Annotated in this window: 18 protein-coding genes; 6 read left to right on the forward strand and 12 right to left on the reverse strand. The window is 54.2% G+C overall.

Features of this window, described 5'->3' with window-relative positions:
* Window positions 1-519: 519 nt before the first annotated feature.
* On the forward strand, window positions 520-2,853 hold the full coding sequence (locus ACO05M_RS18050; protein WP_421866178.1) for a sensor domain-containing phosphodiesterase: 2,334 nt from the start codon (window positions 520-522) through the stop codon (window positions 2,851-2,853).
* A 247-nt stretch (window positions 2,854-3,100) separates the two neighbouring features.
* Here the strand turns inward: ACO05M_RS18050 and groL are convergent, their stop codons facing one another.
* The 3 genes from groL to ACO05M_RS18065 form a co-directional block, all read right to left on the reverse strand.
* Complete coding sequence (groL, locus tag ACO05M_RS18055) at window positions 3,101-4,747, reverse strand: chaperonin GroEL (protein ID WP_114696228.1); 1,647 nt, start codon at window positions 4,745-4,747, stop codon at window positions 3,101-3,103.
* 62 nt (window positions 4,748-4,809) lie between these two features.
* Complete coding sequence (groES, locus tag ACO05M_RS18060; protein WP_114696229.1) at window positions 4,810-5,097, reverse strand: co-chaperone GroES; 288 nt, start codon at window positions 5,095-5,097, stop codon at window positions 4,810-4,812.
* Between the two features lie 184 nt (window positions 5,098-5,281).
* The gene (locus tag ACO05M_RS18065; protein ID WP_421866182.1) at window positions 5,282-5,806 is read right to left on the reverse strand and encodes an FxsA family protein; all 525 of its coding nucleotides are present in this window, start codon (window positions 5,804-5,806) and stop codon (window positions 5,282-5,284) included.
* Window positions 5,807-6,168: 362 nt separating this feature from the next.
* On the opposite strand from ACO05M_RS18065, the gene ACO05M_RS18070 reads away from it, so the two are divergent.
* Window positions 6,169-6,930, forward strand: a complete 762-nt coding sequence (locus ACO05M_RS18070) for an SDR family oxidoreductase (protein ID WP_421866185.1) — start codon at window positions 6,169-6,171, stop codon at window positions 6,928-6,930.
* A gap of 99 nt (window positions 6,931-7,029) precedes the next feature.
* Window positions 7,030-7,344, forward strand: a complete 315-nt coding sequence (locus tag ACO05M_RS18075) for an MGMT family protein (protein WP_421866188.1) — start codon at window positions 7,030-7,032, stop codon at window positions 7,342-7,344.
* Window positions 7,345-7,416: 72 nt separating this feature from the next.
* Here ACO05M_RS18075 and ACO05M_RS18080 read toward each other — a convergent pair whose 3' ends face one another.
* From ACO05M_RS18080 to ACO05M_RS18095, 4 genes are all read right to left on the reverse strand, one after another.
* On the reverse strand, window positions 7,417-7,632 hold the full coding sequence (locus ACO05M_RS18080; RefSeq protein ID WP_421866191.1) for a hypothetical protein: 216 nt from the start codon (window positions 7,630-7,632) through the stop codon (window positions 7,417-7,419).
* Window positions 7,633-7,788: 156 nt separating this feature from the next.
* Window positions 7,789-9,111: a DUF945 family protein gene (locus ACO05M_RS18085; protein ID WP_421866193.1), complete on the reverse strand. Its 1,323-nt coding sequence runs from the start codon at window positions 9,109-9,111 to the stop codon at window positions 7,789-7,791.
* Between the two features lie 128 nt (window positions 9,112-9,239).
* Entirely contained in the window at window positions 9,240-10,601 is a 1,362-nt protein-coding gene (locus tag ACO05M_RS18090) for an AmpG family muropeptide MFS transporter (protein WP_421866194.1), read from the reverse strand.
* Window positions 10,602-10,688: 87 nt separating this feature from the next.
* Entirely contained in the window at window positions 10,689-11,171 is a 483-nt protein-coding gene (locus tag ACO05M_RS18095; protein WP_421866197.1) for a YajQ family cyclic di-GMP-binding protein, read from the reverse strand.
* 156 nt (window positions 11,172-11,327) lie between these two features.
* On the opposite strand from ACO05M_RS18095, the gene ACO05M_RS18100 reads away from it, so the two are divergent.
* Together ACO05M_RS18100 and ACO05M_RS18105 are read left to right on the forward strand one after the other, a co-directional pair.
* Entirely contained in the window at window positions 11,328-12,302 is a 975-nt protein-coding gene (locus ACO05M_RS18100) for a ketopantoate reductase family protein (protein WP_421866200.1), read from the forward strand.
* A 2-nt stretch (window positions 12,303-12,304) separates the two neighbouring features.
* Complete coding sequence (locus ACO05M_RS18105; protein WP_421866203.1) at window positions 12,305-12,868, forward strand: cob(I)yrinic acid a,c-diamide adenosyltransferase; 564 nt, start codon at window positions 12,305-12,307, stop codon at window positions 12,866-12,868.
* Window positions 12,869-12,872: 4 nt separating this feature from the next.
* Here ACO05M_RS18105 and ACO05M_RS18110 read toward each other — a convergent pair whose 3' ends face one another.
* The 5 genes from ACO05M_RS18110 to ACO05M_RS18130 form a co-directional block, all read right to left on the reverse strand.
* The gene (locus ACO05M_RS18110) at window positions 12,873-13,136 is read right to left on the reverse strand and encodes a cytochrome C oxidase subunit IV family protein (RefSeq protein WP_421866206.1); all 264 of its coding nucleotides are present in this window, start codon (window positions 13,134-13,136) and stop codon (window positions 12,873-12,875) included.
* Window positions 13,133-13,744, reverse strand: a complete 612-nt coding sequence (locus tag ACO05M_RS18115) for a cytochrome c oxidase subunit 3 family protein (RefSeq protein ID WP_421866209.1) — start codon at window positions 13,742-13,744, stop codon at window positions 13,133-13,135. The genes ACO05M_RS18110 and ACO05M_RS18115 overlap by 4 nt, the downstream gene beginning before the upstream one ends.
* Window positions 13,745-13,858: 114 nt before the next feature.
* Window positions 13,859-14,119, reverse strand: coding sequence for a LysR substrate-binding domain-containing protein (locus ACO05M_RS18120; protein WP_421866211.1), 261 nt, complete (start codon window positions 14,117-14,119; stop codon window positions 13,859-13,861).
* 35 nt (window positions 14,120-14,154) lie between these two features.
* On the reverse strand, window positions 14,155-14,571 hold the full coding sequence (locus ACO05M_RS18125) for a glutaredoxin family protein (protein ID WP_421866214.1): 417 nt from the start codon (window positions 14,569-14,571) through the stop codon (window positions 14,155-14,157).
* Window positions 14,572-14,919: 348 nt separating this feature from the next.
* Complete coding sequence (locus ACO05M_RS18130; protein ID WP_421866217.1) at window positions 14,920-16,647, reverse strand: protein adenylyltransferase SelO; 1,728 nt, start codon at window positions 16,645-16,647, stop codon at window positions 14,920-14,922.
* Window positions 16,648-17,520: 873 nt separating this feature from the next.
* On the opposite strand from ACO05M_RS18130, the gene ACO05M_RS18135 reads away from it, so the two are divergent.
* The gene (locus tag ACO05M_RS18135) at window positions 17,521-18,402 is read left to right on the forward strand and encodes a hypothetical protein (RefSeq protein ID WP_421866220.1); all 882 of its coding nucleotides are present in this window, start codon (window positions 17,521-17,523) and stop codon (window positions 18,400-18,402) included.
* Window positions 18,403-18,415 lie beyond the last annotated feature (13 nt).

An 18,415-nucleotide genomic window follows, 5' to 3' on the forward strand; every position in this document is an offset into this window, starting at 1 on the left:
ACAGCTATACTACTGTCTATCGGTCAACCAACGGATACGCTGGACTGAGATAATCGGTAATGAAACCAATTATTTTTAAACTGTAGGCTAGGGAACCTGCGAATAAGTCTCTGCGGCTTCTGCAAGAGCCTGAAGTGCACAAGTTCTAGGAGCAAGCTGCAGCTAATGGCCGTCGCCCTTAGCAAAGGTTGTAACGACGAAATTGTGTGCTTCAGGTCTTGCCCTGCGGGGCTTTCAGCTTGATCCGCACTCTGCGTTGCAGTCTTTCGCAAGGTCTAGACATTGCTTCAAAACTGCGCCTGGATTGCGAACCAAGCTGAAAGCCAGAAGTTCGCAAGGACTTTTTCGCAGGTTCCCTAGGAGGGTATTGAGCAGAGACTATCGTTTATCATGGACAGCCGGTTGCAGGTGCATTATTGAACGATACGCCTACCAACCTCGATCGATTCAACATCCGACCAGCATGACTCAACTCACCGGATTGGCGTTTAGCACTACCTCAGTCTGAGGATTAGACCCTTGAATTCTAACTGCTTCTCTTTTGCTTCCATTTCCTCTGATGCATCGATTGCGTTGGGTCAGCTGACCCTGGATCTGGTTGCCGCCGATGGCGAGCGGGAGATCTATGCCAAGCTGGCGGACAGTCTGCCAAAAATGCTGTCGGCGGACCGATCCAGCGTCACCCTGCTCACCGACAGCCGAGACGAGTTTGAGATCTTCGCCCTCCATGGCGTCGATGGCGCATTACCGCTAGGGAAGTCGATACCCGTTACCAATACCCTGGCAGGGATAGCCGCCACCAAAGCGTTTACCTGCTGGCATGATATCGATTCAGACGAAGCCAGCATCGATGGTCAGCAACTCCATCAACAGGGGATCAAGAGTATTATCAACGCGCCCCTGAAGTTCTCTAACAAGGTGGTAGGCACCGTTAATCTCGGTAGTTTCACTCCCCAAGCCTATGACAGCAACAGCGCCGGTTTATTAACCCTGATATCTTCTCTTGTTTCTACTTACCTTGAACGCCAGCAATTATTGATACAGGCACAGCTTGGCGAAAAACAATACAAGCTCTATTCAGAACAGCTGACGGTCTTGAATAAAATTTCAGCCGAGCTTTCAGCCGCCAATACGGAACGCTGCGTTTTTAAGATCATCAGAGAATCCATCAACAAGGTAATACCGGCACAACGAATCAGCTACGTCATCATCAATCAGGACAGCCACCTATCCAAAGTCAAAACGATCTATAACGATAAAAAGATCAAAATGCCGAAGGTCATCGATATCAACAGCAGCGCGCTTATGCCCGTATTGAATAATGGCCAGCCCCTGTTTTTTGATAATCGAACCATCAGGAACTCCGAAAGGCACAGACATTTAGCTCAACAGGGGATCAATGCTGCCTGGAGTGTTCCGGTGCGGGTCAATGACAGAATCGCAGGCATACTCAACGTCGGAACCTTTGATGAAATCACCCATGGTGACCAGCAGCTGGAACTGCTGAACATGTTCAGCGGCATCATGGGGGTCACCCTTTCTCGAGTCAGCCTACAGTCCGAACTCGAACGCCAAGCCAGCTACGATAACCTGACCGGCCTCCCGAATCGCTCCCTACTGCATCAAAAACTGGCCGGCGCCATGGCGTCGTCGTCTTCCGAGCCTTTCACCCTGCTTTTTATCGACCTTGACCGGTTTAAACAGGTTAACGACAGCCTCGGTCACGATGTGGGAGATGAGCTGCTACGCCAAGTCACCCGGCGTATCTATCAGCAGATCCGTAAACAGGATTTTATTGCCCGCCTCGGCGGCGACGAGTTTGTGGTCATACTGGCCGACTGCCAGTCTGAAACCATGGCCAATGCGACCTCTAAACGTATTATCGATGTGCTCAAAGCCCCCTTTTCCATTGAAAGCCACCAGATATTTATCGGCGCCAGTATCGGTATCAGCAGCTATCCGGAGCACGGTTTAGAACCTGAAGAGCTACTCAAATATGCCGATATCGCGATGTATCGGGCTAAAAAGCATGCCCATAACAACTTTCAATTTTACTCAGAATCCCTGCTGGAGATCATAAACAGCAATCGCAAGATTGAGTCTCAGCTTCGGCTCGCCTTAAACAGCAATCAACTGAATCTGGCCTTCCAACCCTTGGTCGCTGACCAAGAAATCATCGGTGTAGAGGCGCTGCTGCGCTGGCATCACACCGAGCTCGGCCAGGTGAGCCCCGATACCTTTATCCCCGTTGCCGAAGAAAGCATGCTGATCTGCGATATCACCAGCTGGGTTTTAGAGTACAGCTTAAGTGCCTTGAAGAGATTCAGAGCTCAATCTCCCGACTTATACGTTTCCGTCAACATCTCTGGAAAAGACTGCTTGGATTTAAGCAAACTCAAATCCAGGGTTATCAGAGCGCTAGATCGCCATCAACTCCCCGGATCTGCACTAAAGCTAGAGCTGACCGAGAGTATATTTCTGCAGAATATTGATGAGATTAAGAAGTTATCCGATGAGCTAAAGCTGCATGATATCCGCCTCGCCATCGATGATTTCGGCACCGGTTTCTCTTCATTGGCGTACCTTATCAACCTGCCGCTGGATCAGATTAAAATCGATCGTTCATTCACCACCGATATCGACTCAGATCCGGCCAAGTTCGGCGTGGTCAAGGGAATTACCGATATCGCCAAAAGCCTCTCCATCGACTGTTTAGCCGAAGGGGTGGAGACGGCGTTGCAACAACAAGCCCTGGCGCGATTGGGGTGCAGACAATTTCAAGGTGATCTGTTCAGCCCTCCGTTACCTCAGGAGGAGTTAGCGGCCCTACTGGCGCAAGATAGAAAGTTCTAGCCAAGCCCACAAGCTGAATCGAAACAGACACCCATATCGAGCATCGATATTAAAAAAGACTATTCCGCATCTGGGTACGGATCGAGAAAGGAGCGGAAGCAAAGAAGGCCAACAATCGGATTGATGACACCCGATGATTGGCCTTCTTAATCACTATTTCTGCCGGTTAGCGGTGACCACCGAACTCCGTGGGTGGGTGGTCACTCACTAGCACAGCAAGGCTAGCAACCGGTGTAGAACGGCAGGCTTACATCATGCCGCCCATGCCACCCATGCCGCCCATGCCGCCCATGTCAGGCATTGCCGGAGCAGCTTCCTGCGGCAGTTCAGCAACCATCGCTTCGGTGGTGATCATCAGACCAGCAACAGAAGCCGCTGCCTGCAGCGCTGAGCGGGTAACTTTGGCCGGATCCAGGATACCGAACTCGATCATGTCGCCGTACTCACCGTTAGCGGCGTTGTAACCGTAGTTACCTTCACCGTTCTTAACGTTGTTCAGTACCACAGAGGCTTCGTCACCGGCGTTGTTAACGATCTGACGCAGCGGTGCTTCCATCGCGCGACAAGCCAGCTGAATACCCACGGTCTGGTCGTGGTTGTCACCTTCCAGAGATTCGATGGTCTGCAGCGCGCGAACCAGCGCAACACCACCACCGGCAACCACACCCTCTTCAACCGCAGCGCGGGTGGAGTGCAGCGCGTCTTCAACGCGGGCCTTCTTCTCTTTCATCTCAACTTCAGTCGCAGCACCAACCTTGATCACGGCAACACCACCGGCCAGCTTGGCAACACGCTCCTGCAGCTTCTCACGGTCGTAGTCGGAAGAAGTTTCAGCGATCTGAGCGCGGATCTGAGCCACACGACCTTCGATGTTGGCGTGCTCACCAACACCGTCAACGATGGTGGTGTTTTCTTTGGTGATCTGGACTTTCTTCGCCTGACCCAGGTGCTCCAGGGTAGTGCCTTCCAGGTTCAGACCAACTTCTTCGGAGATTACAGTGCCGCCGGTCAGGATAGCGATATCTTCCAGCATCGCCTTACGACGATCACCGAAGCCCGGCGCCTTAACCGCAGCAACCTTAACGATGCCGCGCATGTTGTTAACAACCAGAGTCGCCAGCGCTTCGCCTTCAACATCTTCAGCGATGATCAGCAGCGGACGAGAGGCCTTGGCGACGTTCTCCAGTACCGGAAGCAGGTCACGAATGTTGGAAACTTTCTTGTCGACCAGCAGGATGAACGGGCTTTCCAGCTCAACCGCCATGCTCTCTTGGTTGTTGATGAAGTAAGGAGACAGGTAACCGCGGTCGAACTGCATACCTTCAACAACGTCCAGCTCGTTTTCCAGGCCGGAACCTTCTTCAACGGTGATAACGCCTTCTTTACCAACCTTACCCATCGCTTCGGCGATGATGTCACCCACAGCGGTGTCGCTGTTGGCAGAGATGGTGCCTACCTGTGCGATCGCTTTGGCGTCGGCACAAGGAGCGGCCATTTCCTGAATCTGGGCTACAACCGCAGCAGCCGCTTTGTCGATGCCGCGCTTCAAGTCCATCGGGTTCATACCGGCAGCAACGGACTTCAGACCTTCGGTGACGATCGCCTGAGCCAGTACAGTTGCAGTGGTAGTACCGTCACCGGCAACGTCGTTGGCCTGGGAAGCAACTTCCTTAACCATCTGCGCGCCCATGTTCTCGAACTTGTCTTCCAGCTCGATCTCTTTGGCAACGGAAACACCGTCTTTGGTCACGGTCGGTGCGCCAAAGGCCTTGTCCAGAACAACGTTACGACCTTTCGGGCCCAGGGTAGTTTTTACAGCATTTGCCAGTACGTTGACGCCGTCCAGCATTTTTACGCGGGCGTCGTTACCGAATTTTACGTCTTTAGCAGCCATGTTAAGCGGTTCCTAAAATCTATGAATTCTGAAAATAAAGGGTCTGGTTACCGAGGTTCGGCTTATTCCAGCACACCCAAAATGTCGCTTTCGCTCATGATCAGCAGCTCTTCACCGTCAACCTTAACGGTGTTGCCCGAATACTGACCGAACAGCACGGTGTCGCCGGCTTTGACGTCCATCGGCTGAACATCACCGTTCTGAAGAATACGACCCTTACCGACGGCAACAACTTCGCCCTGATTCGGCTTTTCGGTGGCAGAACCCGGCAGCACAATGCCGCTGGCGGTGGTGGTTTCTTCCTCTTTGCGACGAACTACAACGCGATCGTGAAGTGGACGAATGCTCATTTGAGTTAGTCTCCTGATTTTCTTATCAAAAAGTCGCAATCCGACTTAAACAATATAAATAGACAGAGGCTCGCCCCTGCGTGACCTTGGTCTGATAAGTGGGGGCACCTAAATTGAATTCAAGCGTCGTTAGATAAATTTTTTTCGACCCCGGGATTTAGGACGACAAACCGGGCTGTGAGACTCAGTCGTCCCGACGGTACTCTCCGTCAATGGTTTGGCCACCCTTGTTTCGACCGGCATCGCCCGCGTCACTATTTGGACGACGCGGTTGGAAATCCTCCTGAGCGGAAGAACCGGCACTGTAGAAGGTTTGGCTTTGGTGAGTACTACCGCCATGCATCTGCTGCGAGGCGATCACCGTGAAGTGTTTTTTCACCCGCTTGACGAAACCGCGGCGAGTCACCGGGATCAGACAGCAGAACCCGATAAAGTCGGTGACGAAGCCCGGTGTCACCAGCAACGCGCCGCCGACTGCCAGGATAATCCCTTCGATCATCTCCTGAGCCGGGATCTCACCGCTTTCCATCCGTGAGCGTGCCCGCAGCAGCGTCGACAGTCCCTGCAGGCGCAGCATATTGACCCCGATAAACGCCGACAACAGAACCAACCCAATGGTGTACCAAGCACCAATCGCCTGACCAACATTGATCAGCAACACGATCTCGATCAGAGGGACCACAACAAAAATCAGAAACAGAAAGGGCATCGGGACTCCCGGTAGCAGGTGATGACTCTATTGAACCTATTGGATGTCATTATTGATGGTGTCGCAATCCGGTTTTTCAATCCACCGCCAATTAAAAGGGCTTTGCTCGTCGAAAACCCGATTCCAAACCGCAGCATTTCTACCCTGCAACGAACTGAATTCGTGATCGCAGCAATAATCTTCTGCATCGCAGCAATTTAAATTTGAAAGCATGTTCCAATAAACCTACACTCCGTGATGCATTGCACCATCGGGTTTTTAATTGTAGCCATAAGACAAGCTTATCCCTGGGTGCGTAATAGAAGATGCTACAGGGGAAACCAACACCTATCCGGTTGGCCATCCCCGGATGAGGTAAAAGCATGGATTTGAAAGATAAAGTGATCGTAATCACCGGCGGCGGCCAGGGCCTGGGCCGCGCCATGGCCCTGTACTTGGCGGGAAAAGGAGCTACCCCTGCCCTGATTGACATGAACCCGCAGGCGCTGGATGAAACGGTCGGCCTCTGCCTGGAGTTGGGCATCGAGGCACGCGCTTATGTCGCCAACGTGGCTGACGAAGCGGAAGTAGAAACGGTCTTCAACAAGATTGTTGAAGAGATGGGCGGTGTCGACGGCCTGGTCAACAATGCCGGTATCACCCGCGATGCGATGTTCATCAAAGCCAAAGACGGTGAAATCACCAAACGCATGAGCCTGCAGAGCTGGCAACAGGTGATGGACGTCAACCTGACCGGTGTATTCCTGTGCGGTCGTGAAGCGGCTACCAAGATGATCGAAGCCGGTAAGCCGGGCTGCATCATCAACATCTCCAGCATTTCACGGGCCGGCAACATCGGCCAGACCAACTACAGCGCCGCCAAAGCCGGTGTTGTGGCACTGACCACCACCTGGGCCAAAGAGTTGGCTCGTTTCGGCATCCGTACCGGCGCCATCGCTCCGGGCTTTATCGGCACAGAAATGGTCATGAGCATGAAACCGGAAGCACTGGAAATGATGACCAAGGGCATTCCGCTCCAGCGCGTCGGCAAGCCGGAAGAGATCGCCTCGGCGGTAGCCTTCATCCTCGAGAACGACTACGTCAGCGGTCGTGTAATCGAAGTCGACGGCGCCCTGCGCCTGTAATCGATTCGTCGATTCAGAGTTGATCCCAAAGAACCGGTGCTTAAGCGCCGGTTTTTTTTCGCCTGACTTTTGCCTCAAGTTCTGGCTTCATAGATTCCCATGAACGATTCATTGAGCAACGCCGAACGAATCTGGCAGGCGCTGGCCGCGATACCGAGCGGCTCTGTGGTCAGCTATGGTCAGCTGGCAGAACTGGCCGGACTCCCCGGCTGCGCCCGACTGGTGGGCCACACCCTGAAAAAACTCCCCGAAGGCACCCGCCTACCCTGGCACCGGGTCATCAACGCAGCCGGACGAATCAGTTTTGAAGTCGGTAGTCCCCGATTCGTCGAGCAGAAGCAGCGTTTGCTAGCTGAAGGGGTCGAATTCCACAACAATCGGATCAACCTGAACCGCCATCGTTGGAACCCCTGAGCATTTCAGAGCAGATTCTCTAGGATTCCGAAGGGGCCCGGCGGTCAGGCTGTCCACCTTTCAGGATGGGCGTCAGGACGGCCGATAGGAGAGTAAAAACAGCTCCTTGATCGTCTCCTGCAACTGGGCATCACTGGCTTGTAGATCGGCCAAGCACAGCTCGCCGGTGGCAAACATCGACTTGAGCCGCTCCGCTCCCCACTCCATCACCACCTTTCCGGTCCGTCGGTCGGTTACTTGCAGCTGCGGCCGTTCACGTTCGAGCCAGGCATTAACAATGTAGGTCATGGCAATCACTCCTGTGTGGTTAACCTGAAAGACCGTAGGGAGCAACATCGGCGTCTACCCCCTACAGAACTGCAGTCTAAACACACCTTAACGCGAATGCAAATAATTCTTATTTAGAAATATAATCAACCTCTGCTATGAATCCCTGCCCTCGAATCAGAGCGCGGTACCATCGATCTTCAACACCCCATTTTCTGCCGTAATCACCAGATCTCCATCCTGCATCGCATCGGCAATTGGCCGGGCCTTACGCTGCAAGGTTGCATAAATCACCTGCTGTGCCTGCCCTGCTGCTTTGGCGTGAAGGTTGATATTCAGGGCATGCCTGAGATCGTTCTGGAACCGAGAACTGGCTCGGCCGGCACTCATCAAGTCACGCAGTGCCGTGGGCGATAGCTTCGTATGGTCCAGCATGACCGATCCATCCAGCGCAAAAGAGCCCTTATCGCCCAGCTCTAGCTGCAACGCCTCCACCGCCAGAACCGGATTATCCCGGATCAACTGATCGCTGAGCTGCAGCATCGCGGCGTACAGTTCCCGCTGGGCACGCTCGGCATCCCAGCGCTCCTGATCGGCCCGCTCAATGATCTGTTGGATACTGTTCACCGCCTCGGCATTGAGTTTGTCCAACGACAGATTCAACGCAAACTTGGGAATTTCATTGCCTTCGATAAGGGCGTCCTGAACCGAAAAATTCAGCCTGGAATTGGCAAACCGGGTGACTTCCCAATCGCTACGCCAGTGTGTCCTGCCGAGTCTGAATTCATCGGCACGGTTCACAAAATCCAACGCTTCGAAGCCGGCGGTCAGGTAGGAGCTGTTGTTACCGGGGCGCTGGTCGTAGCCGAATTCGCCCTGGACCGCATCGATTTTCAGCCCATCCGGTTTACCACCTCGCTGGCTTTTGACTTCAAAAACAGGGTAGGAATAGGTGCCCGATAGCTGTTTAGAGAATTCGCCGCTGGGACTAAGTCCGGCCTGCCAGGTGATGGTGCCTGCCGAGCCGGCAACGGTATTGTTCCGGGTCGCCAGCCAAATCTCGGGAATATGGATCGTACCCTGGGCCATCTCGGTACTGACCACGCCGCTCATCAAGATCGGCTTACCGTTAAAGAGCTTCGTGGTCAGGGTTTCCTGGGCGCTGCCATCGAGCATTGAATTGCGCGCCTCGACCCGGTAAGCCAGCCCCGATAACGGCGTATCCGGATAATGCTGGACCACATAATCGAGCTCAATACGGGCCTCTTCTCCGGACCTGCCGGCGATAACACTCACCCTGCCGGTCGACTCGAACAGTCCTCCCCGATGCTGATCGTAGATCGCATGGATCGGTACCCCTTCGATCTCGGTGCCTTTCACCTGCTCGACCAGATCCTGCACCGCCGCTTGGAGTTGCTGTTCATACTGAAGCTGCTGATAACCGGCCGCACCGGTAGCCGCGACCGCCATACCGGCGACGACTAAGAGTCCTTTTTTCATCACTACCTTCCTTGTTGGTTTCGCTTATTCCAGCAACAGCTTACAGATACCGGAATTAAAAACGCTGACTTGAGACAGCCTCGCGCTAAAAAATGTCTGGCTATGCCCGGATTGTCAGAAGTCGATTCCTACGACTCGACCTTGCTCCCGTCGGCGAGCGGCTGCCTCACCGAGCGTCGCCAAAGCCAGGTTGCCATCAACACGGCCGGAAGCCCCAACAGCGCGGCATAGATAAAGAAGCTGTAGTAGCCCTGAGCATCGACCACCACCCCGGAAAAGCCGCTGACAAACTTACCCGGCAGGGTCATCAACGAGCTGAACAACGCATACTGGGTTGCCGTATAGGCACGATTGGTGAGGCTGGAGAGATAGGCGATAAAGGCGGTACTGGACAGCCCGCCACTGAAGTTATCGGCGCTGATCACCAGGGTCAGCCAGGTTTTATCGGCTCCAACTTGGGCCAGTTGGGCAAACAGCAGGTTGGTCAGTGCCACCAGCACCGCCCCCATCAGCAACGGCCGATGCAGTCCGAAACGGACCACCAGGATACCCCCGACCATCGAACCGACGATGGTCATGACAAAGCCGTACAGTTTGCCGATCGCGGCGATATCGCTCTTGCTGAACCCGAGATCCAGATAGAACGGATTGGCCATGATCCCCATGGTGATATCGCTGAGCCGGTAAAGGCTGATAAACAGCAGCAGCCACAGCGCGATCACCCCATTGCGACGGAAGAACTCGACGAAGGGCGCCACCACCGCATCCAGAAACCAGGCCTGCAAGCGCTGGGTGCGGGTACGCGGATGGTTCAGGTGGGCGGCCCGATGCAGCTGTTGTTCGGTGGTGTCGGCGCTGCGATTTTCAATCCGCTCGGGCTCACGGACCACCAAGACAGTGGCAATCCCGACCCCCATCAACGCCGCCATACTCAGGTAGGCCAACGGCCAGCTGGCGATATCGGCGATATAGAGGGCGCCGGCACCCGCGGCCAGCAACGCCACCCGGTAGCCGAAGATATAGGCCGCCGACATCGCCCCCTGATACTCGGGAATCGCCGCCTCGATCCGATAGGCGTCGATGGCGATATCCTGGGTCGACGACGAAAACGCCACCAACAAGCCCAACAGCGCGATCAGACCCAGCTGTTGCTGCGGATCGGTCAACGCCATCCCCACCAGACCCGAGGCGATCCCCAGTTGGCCCAGTAACATCCAGCTTCGTCGCTGGCCCAGATGGCCCAAACCGGGCAGCCGTATTCGATCCACCACCGGTGCCCAAAGTACCTTGATCGAGTAGGTGATCCCGATCCAGGCAAAAAAACCGATCGCACTGCGGCTGACACCGTAGTCGGTCAACCAGGCACTCAGGGTGGAAAACACCAGCAGAAACGGCAACCCGGCAGCGAAGCCGAGAAACCAGAGCGCGATCACCTGCGGTCGGGTATAGACCAGCAGCGCCTCGCGCCAGGAGAAGGGACGCTCGCTCAAGCCGCCGCCCAATCGCACGGCAGCTGGCGAGACTCGATCATCAGGATCGGCCCAATCGCGAAATGAACCACGAAACGAATCGCGTAATTAGTCACGGAAGTTGTTGTACTGCAGCGGCAGATCGATATCCGCTTCGCGCAGCATCGCAATGGCCTGCTGCAGGTCATCACGCTTCTTACCGGTCACACGCACCTGATCTCCCTGGATCGCGGCCTGCACCTTCATCTTCTTATCTTTGATCAGCTTGACGATCTTCTTCGCCGTCGGCTGATCGAGGCCCTGCTTCAGGCCAACCTGCTGCTTCACCTGCATACCGCTCTTGGCCGGGGCGTTGAAGTCCAGTGCCTTAGGGTCGATGTTACGCTTGACCAGCTTGTTGATCAGGATGTCGCGCATCTGCTGCAACTGGAAATCGCCTTCAGCCGCCATGGTGATGTCGGAATCACTCGCTTCAAAGCTCGCGTTGACCCCTTTGAAGTCATACCGGGTACCGATCTCACGGTTAGCCTGATCGACGGCGTTGTTTACTTCATGCATATCCAGCTCGGATACCACATCGAATGACGGCATATTGCCTCCTTGGTGAGTAATAGGGTCTGCCAACAGGCCCTGATGATGGCACAATACCCGAACTGTTACCGATGCCGGGCGCGACTGATTCTAACCCACCGAACCGGCTTGATACCAAACCCGATCGCCAGATTTCAGCCTCAAGTACGCCAGCCTATGCATCCAACCGACAACCCCTCCTCCGCGAGCCATTGGCATATCCTCGGTGCAGGTGCGATCGGTTGCCTGTGGGCCAGCCATCTACAGCTGCAACAACAGCCGGTCTCGGTGCTGGTTCGCAGCGATTCGAAACTGCAACAATTTCAGCAGCCCTGGTCACTCAGCGGCCAAAGCCAGGCCGAGGGGATTCAACTTCAGGCCGAGCTGAATCAGGCCGAAAGCCCAATCAGCCGACTACTGGTCACGACCAAGAGCTACGACACTCTGGCCGCTGTGGAGGCGGTCCGACATCGGCTCAGCAAGGATGCCGTTATCGTGCTGCTGCAGAACGGCATGGGGCAACAGCAGTTGCTGGCGGAGCACCTATCCGAGGTTCCGATCTATGTCGGCACCACCACCGAAGGGGCATTTTTAGCCGAGCAGCAACTGATTCATGCCGGTCGCGGTGAAAGCTGGTTCGGGCCACTCAATGCCGCCGCACAACAGCTGGGCGAACAACCACTGCAGCCGCTACTGAACCTTGACCTGCAAAGTGGCTATGACCCACAGGTGCTGAATCGACTGTGGCAGAAACTGGCCATCAACGCAGCGATCAACGGTCTGACCGCCCTGCACGATTGTCAGAATGGCATCCTGGCCGACAATCCGGACTACCGCCAGCAGATGGCGCAGTTATGTAGCGAGGTGGAGCGCTTGGCCGCCGCCTTGGATCAACCCTTATTCGATCAACCGCTGATCATCCGCGCCGAAGCGGTAGCCAGAGCAACCGCGGCTAACTTCTCTTCTATGCTTCAAGATGTTCGCCACCATCGCCGCACCGAGATCGACGCCATCAACGGCTATCTTTGCGATCAGGCACAGACCCTTGGCATCGACCTGCCGAACAACCGATCGCTGGTGGAACAGATTCGTCAGCGTCACCCATCCGCCTCAGATATTCCCAAACCAGATCATCCCGACCGAGAGAGCTAACCATGGGCAACCGACTTTCGAAGATTTACACCCGTACCGGCGACAAAGGTACCACCGGCCTGGGGGACGGCTCGCGGGTCAACAAGGATGACGCCCGAATCGAAGCGATCGGCGATATCGATGAGCTCAACAGTCTGATCGGCCTGCTCAATTGCGAGCTCGACGAAGCCGATTCACTGCGCGATCAGCTGCACGAGATCCAGCAGAACCTGTTCAATCTGGGGGGCGAACTGTCGGTTCCTGGCTATGCGCTGATCAAGGCCGAGCATATCGAAGCGCTGGAACAGCTACTGGATCAGCTCAACGACGATCTGCCGCCGTTGAAGGACTTTATCCTGCCCGGCGGCAACCGTGCCGCGTCGGTCTGCCACCTGGCCCGTAGCGTCTGTCGCCGCGCCGAACGCCGACTGGTCACCCTGAGCCGCGACAGCGATACCCGTCCCGAATGCCAGAGCTACCTGAATCGACTGTCCGACCTGCTGTTTGTCTGCGCCCGCTGGCTTGCGCGACGGGACGGCGGCCAGGAAATCCTGTGGCGCCACCGCCAAGAGCGGGGAAAAAGTTAGTCAATTAATGGCTTAACACGAAATAGATGATCACACCCAGTACCGGGCAATAGAGCAGCATCGCGGTACGAATCAGGTGGTTGATGCCGTGAAGCTCCATAAAGCTCTCGACGATCAGATGCCCTTTTAGTGCGGTCAGTAGCAAGATAACACCGGTAACCCAGGCCAGGGTGGAGCTGTCGGTCAGGTAGAAACTCAACAGCGTCATGATCATCAGCAATAGCCAGATCAGCGCCGGGGTATGCAGCAGTTTAGAAATCGTTTTCATCGGATCACGTACACCAGCGGGAACAACACGATCCATAGCAGATCAACCATGTGCCAGTAACAGGCGACACTCTCGAGTCCAACCCGGTTATCCGGGCCGTAGACCTGTTGCCGCAGCCGCCGGGTGACATAGCCGATGATCGACATACCCAGCAATACATGCAGGAAATGGAACCCGGTCAGCAGGAAATAGGCGGTAAAAAAACGGTTGCCGTTAAGCCCGTAACCGGCACTGCCAAGCTGGTAATACTCCCAGCATTTGACCACCACGTAGATCATCGCCACCGCCAGGCCCGCCAGCATCCAACGCGATGCCTGCAACTGCTTGGACGCCCGGTTGGCAATCACCCCCTGGGCCACAAAACCACTGGCACTGAGCAGCGCCAAGGTATTGATCAATCCGGCTTCGGGATGGAGTAACTGCTGACCGGCCAGAAACAACTCGCGGTCGGTACTGCGCAACCAGCTGAACAGAATAAACATCAGCGCGAAAGCGGTCAGCTCGGCCAGGATAAAGCACCACATCGCCATATCGCCGGGCACACGCCGGACCGGCAACGGGGAATTATCGGTGGTGGATTCCACCGTTTGGTCGACAGACATATCCATTAAGGGCTACCCAAAAATAACTCGCGCGAGCATAGCCTAACGACAGCATTAGGAACACGACATATATCATTTATGGGATAAAAAAGCGCAGTTCAACGGTTTCGATTCGCCCTGCTACTCAGCATTTTGTTGCTTGATCCGCTGCTGCTGGGCTTCCTCCAATAACCAGCTGCGAAACAGCTCAGCATGGGGATGTAGGTATTGATAGGGTGGAAACGCCAGGTAGAAGGCTTCCGGAGTAGCCACTCGAAGATTCATCGGTGCCACCAACCGCCCAGAGATCAGCATATCCTGCACCAACGATGTCCGCCCCAACGCGATACCGTGCCCCTGGGCTGCCACTTCGAGTGCCGAGATCAGGGTATCAAACTGCATCCCTGCCTCGTTTTAAGCCGGCGATTGCCTGTCTGTTAGCTTGGATCAGGTGGAGACAGCGACAGGCTGCTCTGCTTTCCTGAATCGGCCTCTGCCTGGGCGACGGAGCCCTTGGTCAAAACCTCCATAATCACCGGCGGGTTATAGCCCCGGATAACCTGTTTGTTGATCAACAGCAGCGGCGTTCCCTGGCCATTGAGCTGCTTGTATTGATAGTAACCTTCCGAGGAGACCTCGATATTGTATTCGTAATAGGGAATCTCATTGCGTTCGAGAAAGACCTTGGTCTGATCGCAGTAGGGGCACCAGGAGGTTCCGTACAGGATCACTGGCTCCTCATGCTGCGCAGCGAAATCCGGCGCCTGCACCAAAAAGGCGTGTATCTGTCCCCGCCCCAGGTAGACGGCGGTAATGACGGCGACTGAGGCAGTCAGCCATAGGAGTTTTTTCATCTGCTCAGCGCCTTATCAGATAACCTCACCACGGAATGGTAGCGGCATCACCGAAAAAACGGGGTCTATCCCCGATTAACCAGGGAACCTGCGAACAAGTCTCTGCGGCTTCTGCAAGCGCCTGAAAAGTGCAAAACCTAGACGTAATCTGCAGTTAATGGCCGTAGCCCTTAGCAAAGGTTACAACAACGGAGTTGTACTTTTCAGGCCTTGCCCTACGGGGCTTACAGCTTGATCCGCACCCTGTGTTGTCGCTTTTTGCAAGGTCTAGACATTACTGCAAAGCGACGCCTTGATTGCGAACCAAGCTGTAAGCCAGAAGCTCGCAAGGACTTATTCGCAGGTTCCCTAGGAAGAACAGCTCATGTGTGACACGCCACCGAGATTCCAGCACGCCAGCGGTTTCAATCGATAGTATTTATCCTCGACCGCCTTCGACTGCTCAACGTAAGGTTGAGTCATCACGGCTTGTAGCTCTTTGATTGAATCGTAATCCCCCTTGGCCGCCTGCTGATACGCAGGAGCAAGCAACCACTCGCGCAAACTGTACTTAGGGTTGACCCGTTTCATTCGGGAGGAAAGACCCTCCATCAAACCGGCTGCTTGGGCATTGGCATCGCGTTGGCTAGTGATGAGGGACCGCCATTGAGCCAGCCACTCAGACCAACGCTTGTCCGTTTCTTCATCGGTATCTTGGTAGAAACTCTGTTTCAGTGGCCCAATGTCATCGGGCACCGACGACAGCTCGCGAAAGAAGATCGTGTAATCAACGGGAGTTTTTGCCATCAGCGTGACAAGCTCACCGAATAGCGATGGGACAAAACGTTCAAGTCCAAGTTTTGCCGACCACATCGCTTCCAGTTCCTTTTGCATCACTTCAGCAAAGCCACTGCGAATGTCATCGAGTTGTTGCGATGCCTCCTTATCGGAAGCCAGAAGCGGCTGCAACGCCGAACAAAACATCGCGAAATTACGCTCTGCCGCCGCCGGCTGATTCCAAAACGCAAAGTGCTGTCCACCGCCGGTCCAGGGTTGGAAATAGGGGTCAAACGCTTCACAGAATCCGAACGGACCGAAATCCAACGTGAAGCCTCCGGCAGCGCAATTGTCACTGTTGAAATTGCCCTGACAGTAGCCGACACGGATCCAGTTCGCGACCAGCGACGCTAAGCGAGCACGGAATTCACCGGCAAGCAGAATGACTTTCTCGCCAATGCTCAGTTGGCCATCGATCACTTCGGCGTACTCACGATCAATTAAGTGCAAGACGATCTGTTCGAGTTCCTCCAGCGCTGAGGGGTGTTCCCTCTTTCGAGCACGACGACCGAACAGCTCAATCTGGCCAACCCGTAGGAACGACGGCGCAACACGGGTGGAGATCGCCACAGGCTCCTCAACCATCATGTCGGGATCTTGTGATCTAGAACCTTCAGAGTACCAGGGACGCTGGACCGTCTCTGTTTTCGATACATACAAACTCAATGATCGTGACGTCGGCACGCCCAGTGCGTGCAAGTACTCCTGAGCCAGAAACTCCCGGACACTGGAACGCAAAACGGCACGCCCATCCGCGCCGCGGCAATAAGGAGTACGACCGCCGCCTTTAAGCTGAAACTCCCAACGCCTGTCATTGAGAACCGCCTCTAGAACGGAAACGGCACGACCATCGCCATAGCCGTTTCCCGTTCGAAATGGGCACTGCTGGGTATATTCGGTGCCGTAGATGGAGAGCGCATAGCCGGTGGCCCAGCCCAGCTTCCGTAATGGCGGCGGGACCTGTGAAAGGTCGCCGCTGAACATCTGCATGAACCCCGCTGATGTTGCCAAGCTATCAGCAAGGCCAAGCTCGTGAAAGAGAGCTTTACTGTGGGCGATGTACTCGGGGTTATCGATGGGTGTGGGTTGTACCGGAACATAGTGCCCGGTAAACACTTGTCGTGGTGAATGATCGGCACCATCGACTGTCCCTTCTGGATCACAGGTCAGTGTATCCATCAGCGAGTAACTGGCTGTTTTCGAGAGACCATCTAGCGTCGAGATGGGCGGGGAGGATTCAACAGTCTGTTTATTTTTCATCGGAGAAGTTGGGCCTGGAAACATATCTTTGCAATACCTCAGAAGGTCTGACCAGAACAAGCATAGCGAGTTCTGGTCATTACGCCCTGCTGGGCTTATCTAAAACCGGCTGGCATTCCACTTCCTTCGAAACCGATCAAAATCAGACTGAAAATTGCAGCACTGGGCCAATCCCAGTGATTTTAGATTGGTTCTATAAAGGGGGCTGACTTTCAGCTCCGTTTACGCCCTTGTGGGCGTGTCAGGGAAATGCGCCGCCATTTCCCTAACAACCCTAGGCGGCCCCTGCTGCTTGTCGGCTCCGCCGATTCCTTGCGCGTTTCGCCATCCAAGGGCCGCGATTGGAACTCGCTCGCTACGCTCACTCAAACATCAATCGCTTTCTCCCTTAGATGGCTGTAATGCTCAGCTTCGCAGAAGGGGGTTGAGCGTTCATCCTGATAACCAGGAATTTTGAATTGGGGAAATTCGCCTCTAAAACGTGACGATAAGGATTAGAAATGCCAGTAAAAGCGGCTGGCAACCCACCCCTTCGAAACCGATCAAACTCAGACTGAATAAGGCCCGAAGGGTCGAGTCATGGAAGACTCGACGGGGCGCTGGGCCATGGACGGCCCATCGGCCCGCCTCAGACTGGGTTTGATAGCGCCTCAGGCGCGTGCCCATAGGGCGGTTTCGTAGGGAAAGCGATTTTGGTTCCTTTTGTCGCGACAAAAGGGACATACCTAAGAAGCAACAATAAATCCTATCAATAAAGCCACAGCTTTTTTAGGATTGTTGCTACTGAACTATTCGAATTTGTTGGCGAATAAAGCTTTCACCAGCTCTCTGTTAGCCCTCATTTGAACAATCAAGCATGAATCAAAACGATCTATGAATGAAGAGCAACGCAACCATGCTCAGCGACTGCGCCAAGCGTTCAACGAATATCTTGAGATTACCTACGACCTACCCAGATCTTCAGATGAGACATTGCTTGCCTACGATTTCGATTTTATAGATGGGCGTAAATGGCATTCCCTCGGAGATATGATGGTTAGATGCGACTTACGTGAGCTCACCAACATTATTAACGGATGGAACATCTCCCTTTACCGATGGCAAGCCTGGAGCAAAGTTCTTGAAACTCGTGATGAGACTGAATCATGTGAGCTACGTAGCGAATTTCTTGATTCATTAGTACATGAATGTCTGCTCACACCTGCCTCGATAAGAGATACAATCACATCAGTAGCAACTGCTGCATTTCACCAAGTTCGCCTTAGCATCGATTCATCCTATGCGGACTATCTTGAAGGCGAGCCCAAAACTCCCGAAGAACGCCCAAAGATACTTAATAGAAAGTACAAAGAAAAACGACTCTCCCGCCTGCTACGAATCTGGCCTTCATCTACAAGTTTTATAGAAGCACTTCGAGAACTTAACACTTCTGATTACATTGACGAAACGAGCAACTACCGTAATTTAACGGCCCACACCATCGGTCCTCGACTAGAAGCTGGTCATACCCGAACTGTCACTCGATCCTTAGTGCAAGCTCAAATCCATAAACAAAATATTGATGGAAGTTTTGGCTTCGAGGACGTACCAGGAAAATTAGCCGTGAGCTATGGCTTTGGAGGAACCCCGCCTCTTAACCTTGAAGCTGTATGGGCTGCAAATCTGATCCAATACAATAAAGCACGGTTATGTTACGTCGAATACCGAACCCTTCTTGAATCAGCGATTGAAGATATTATTCAGGTTGAACCCTAGGCCTTATCAAGAA

The organism is Motiliproteus sp. (genome assembly GCF_965230735.1).
In the GTDB taxonomy this organism is placed as follows: domain Bacteria; phylum Pseudomonadota; class Gammaproteobacteria; order Pseudomonadales; family Balneatricaceae; genus Motiliproteus.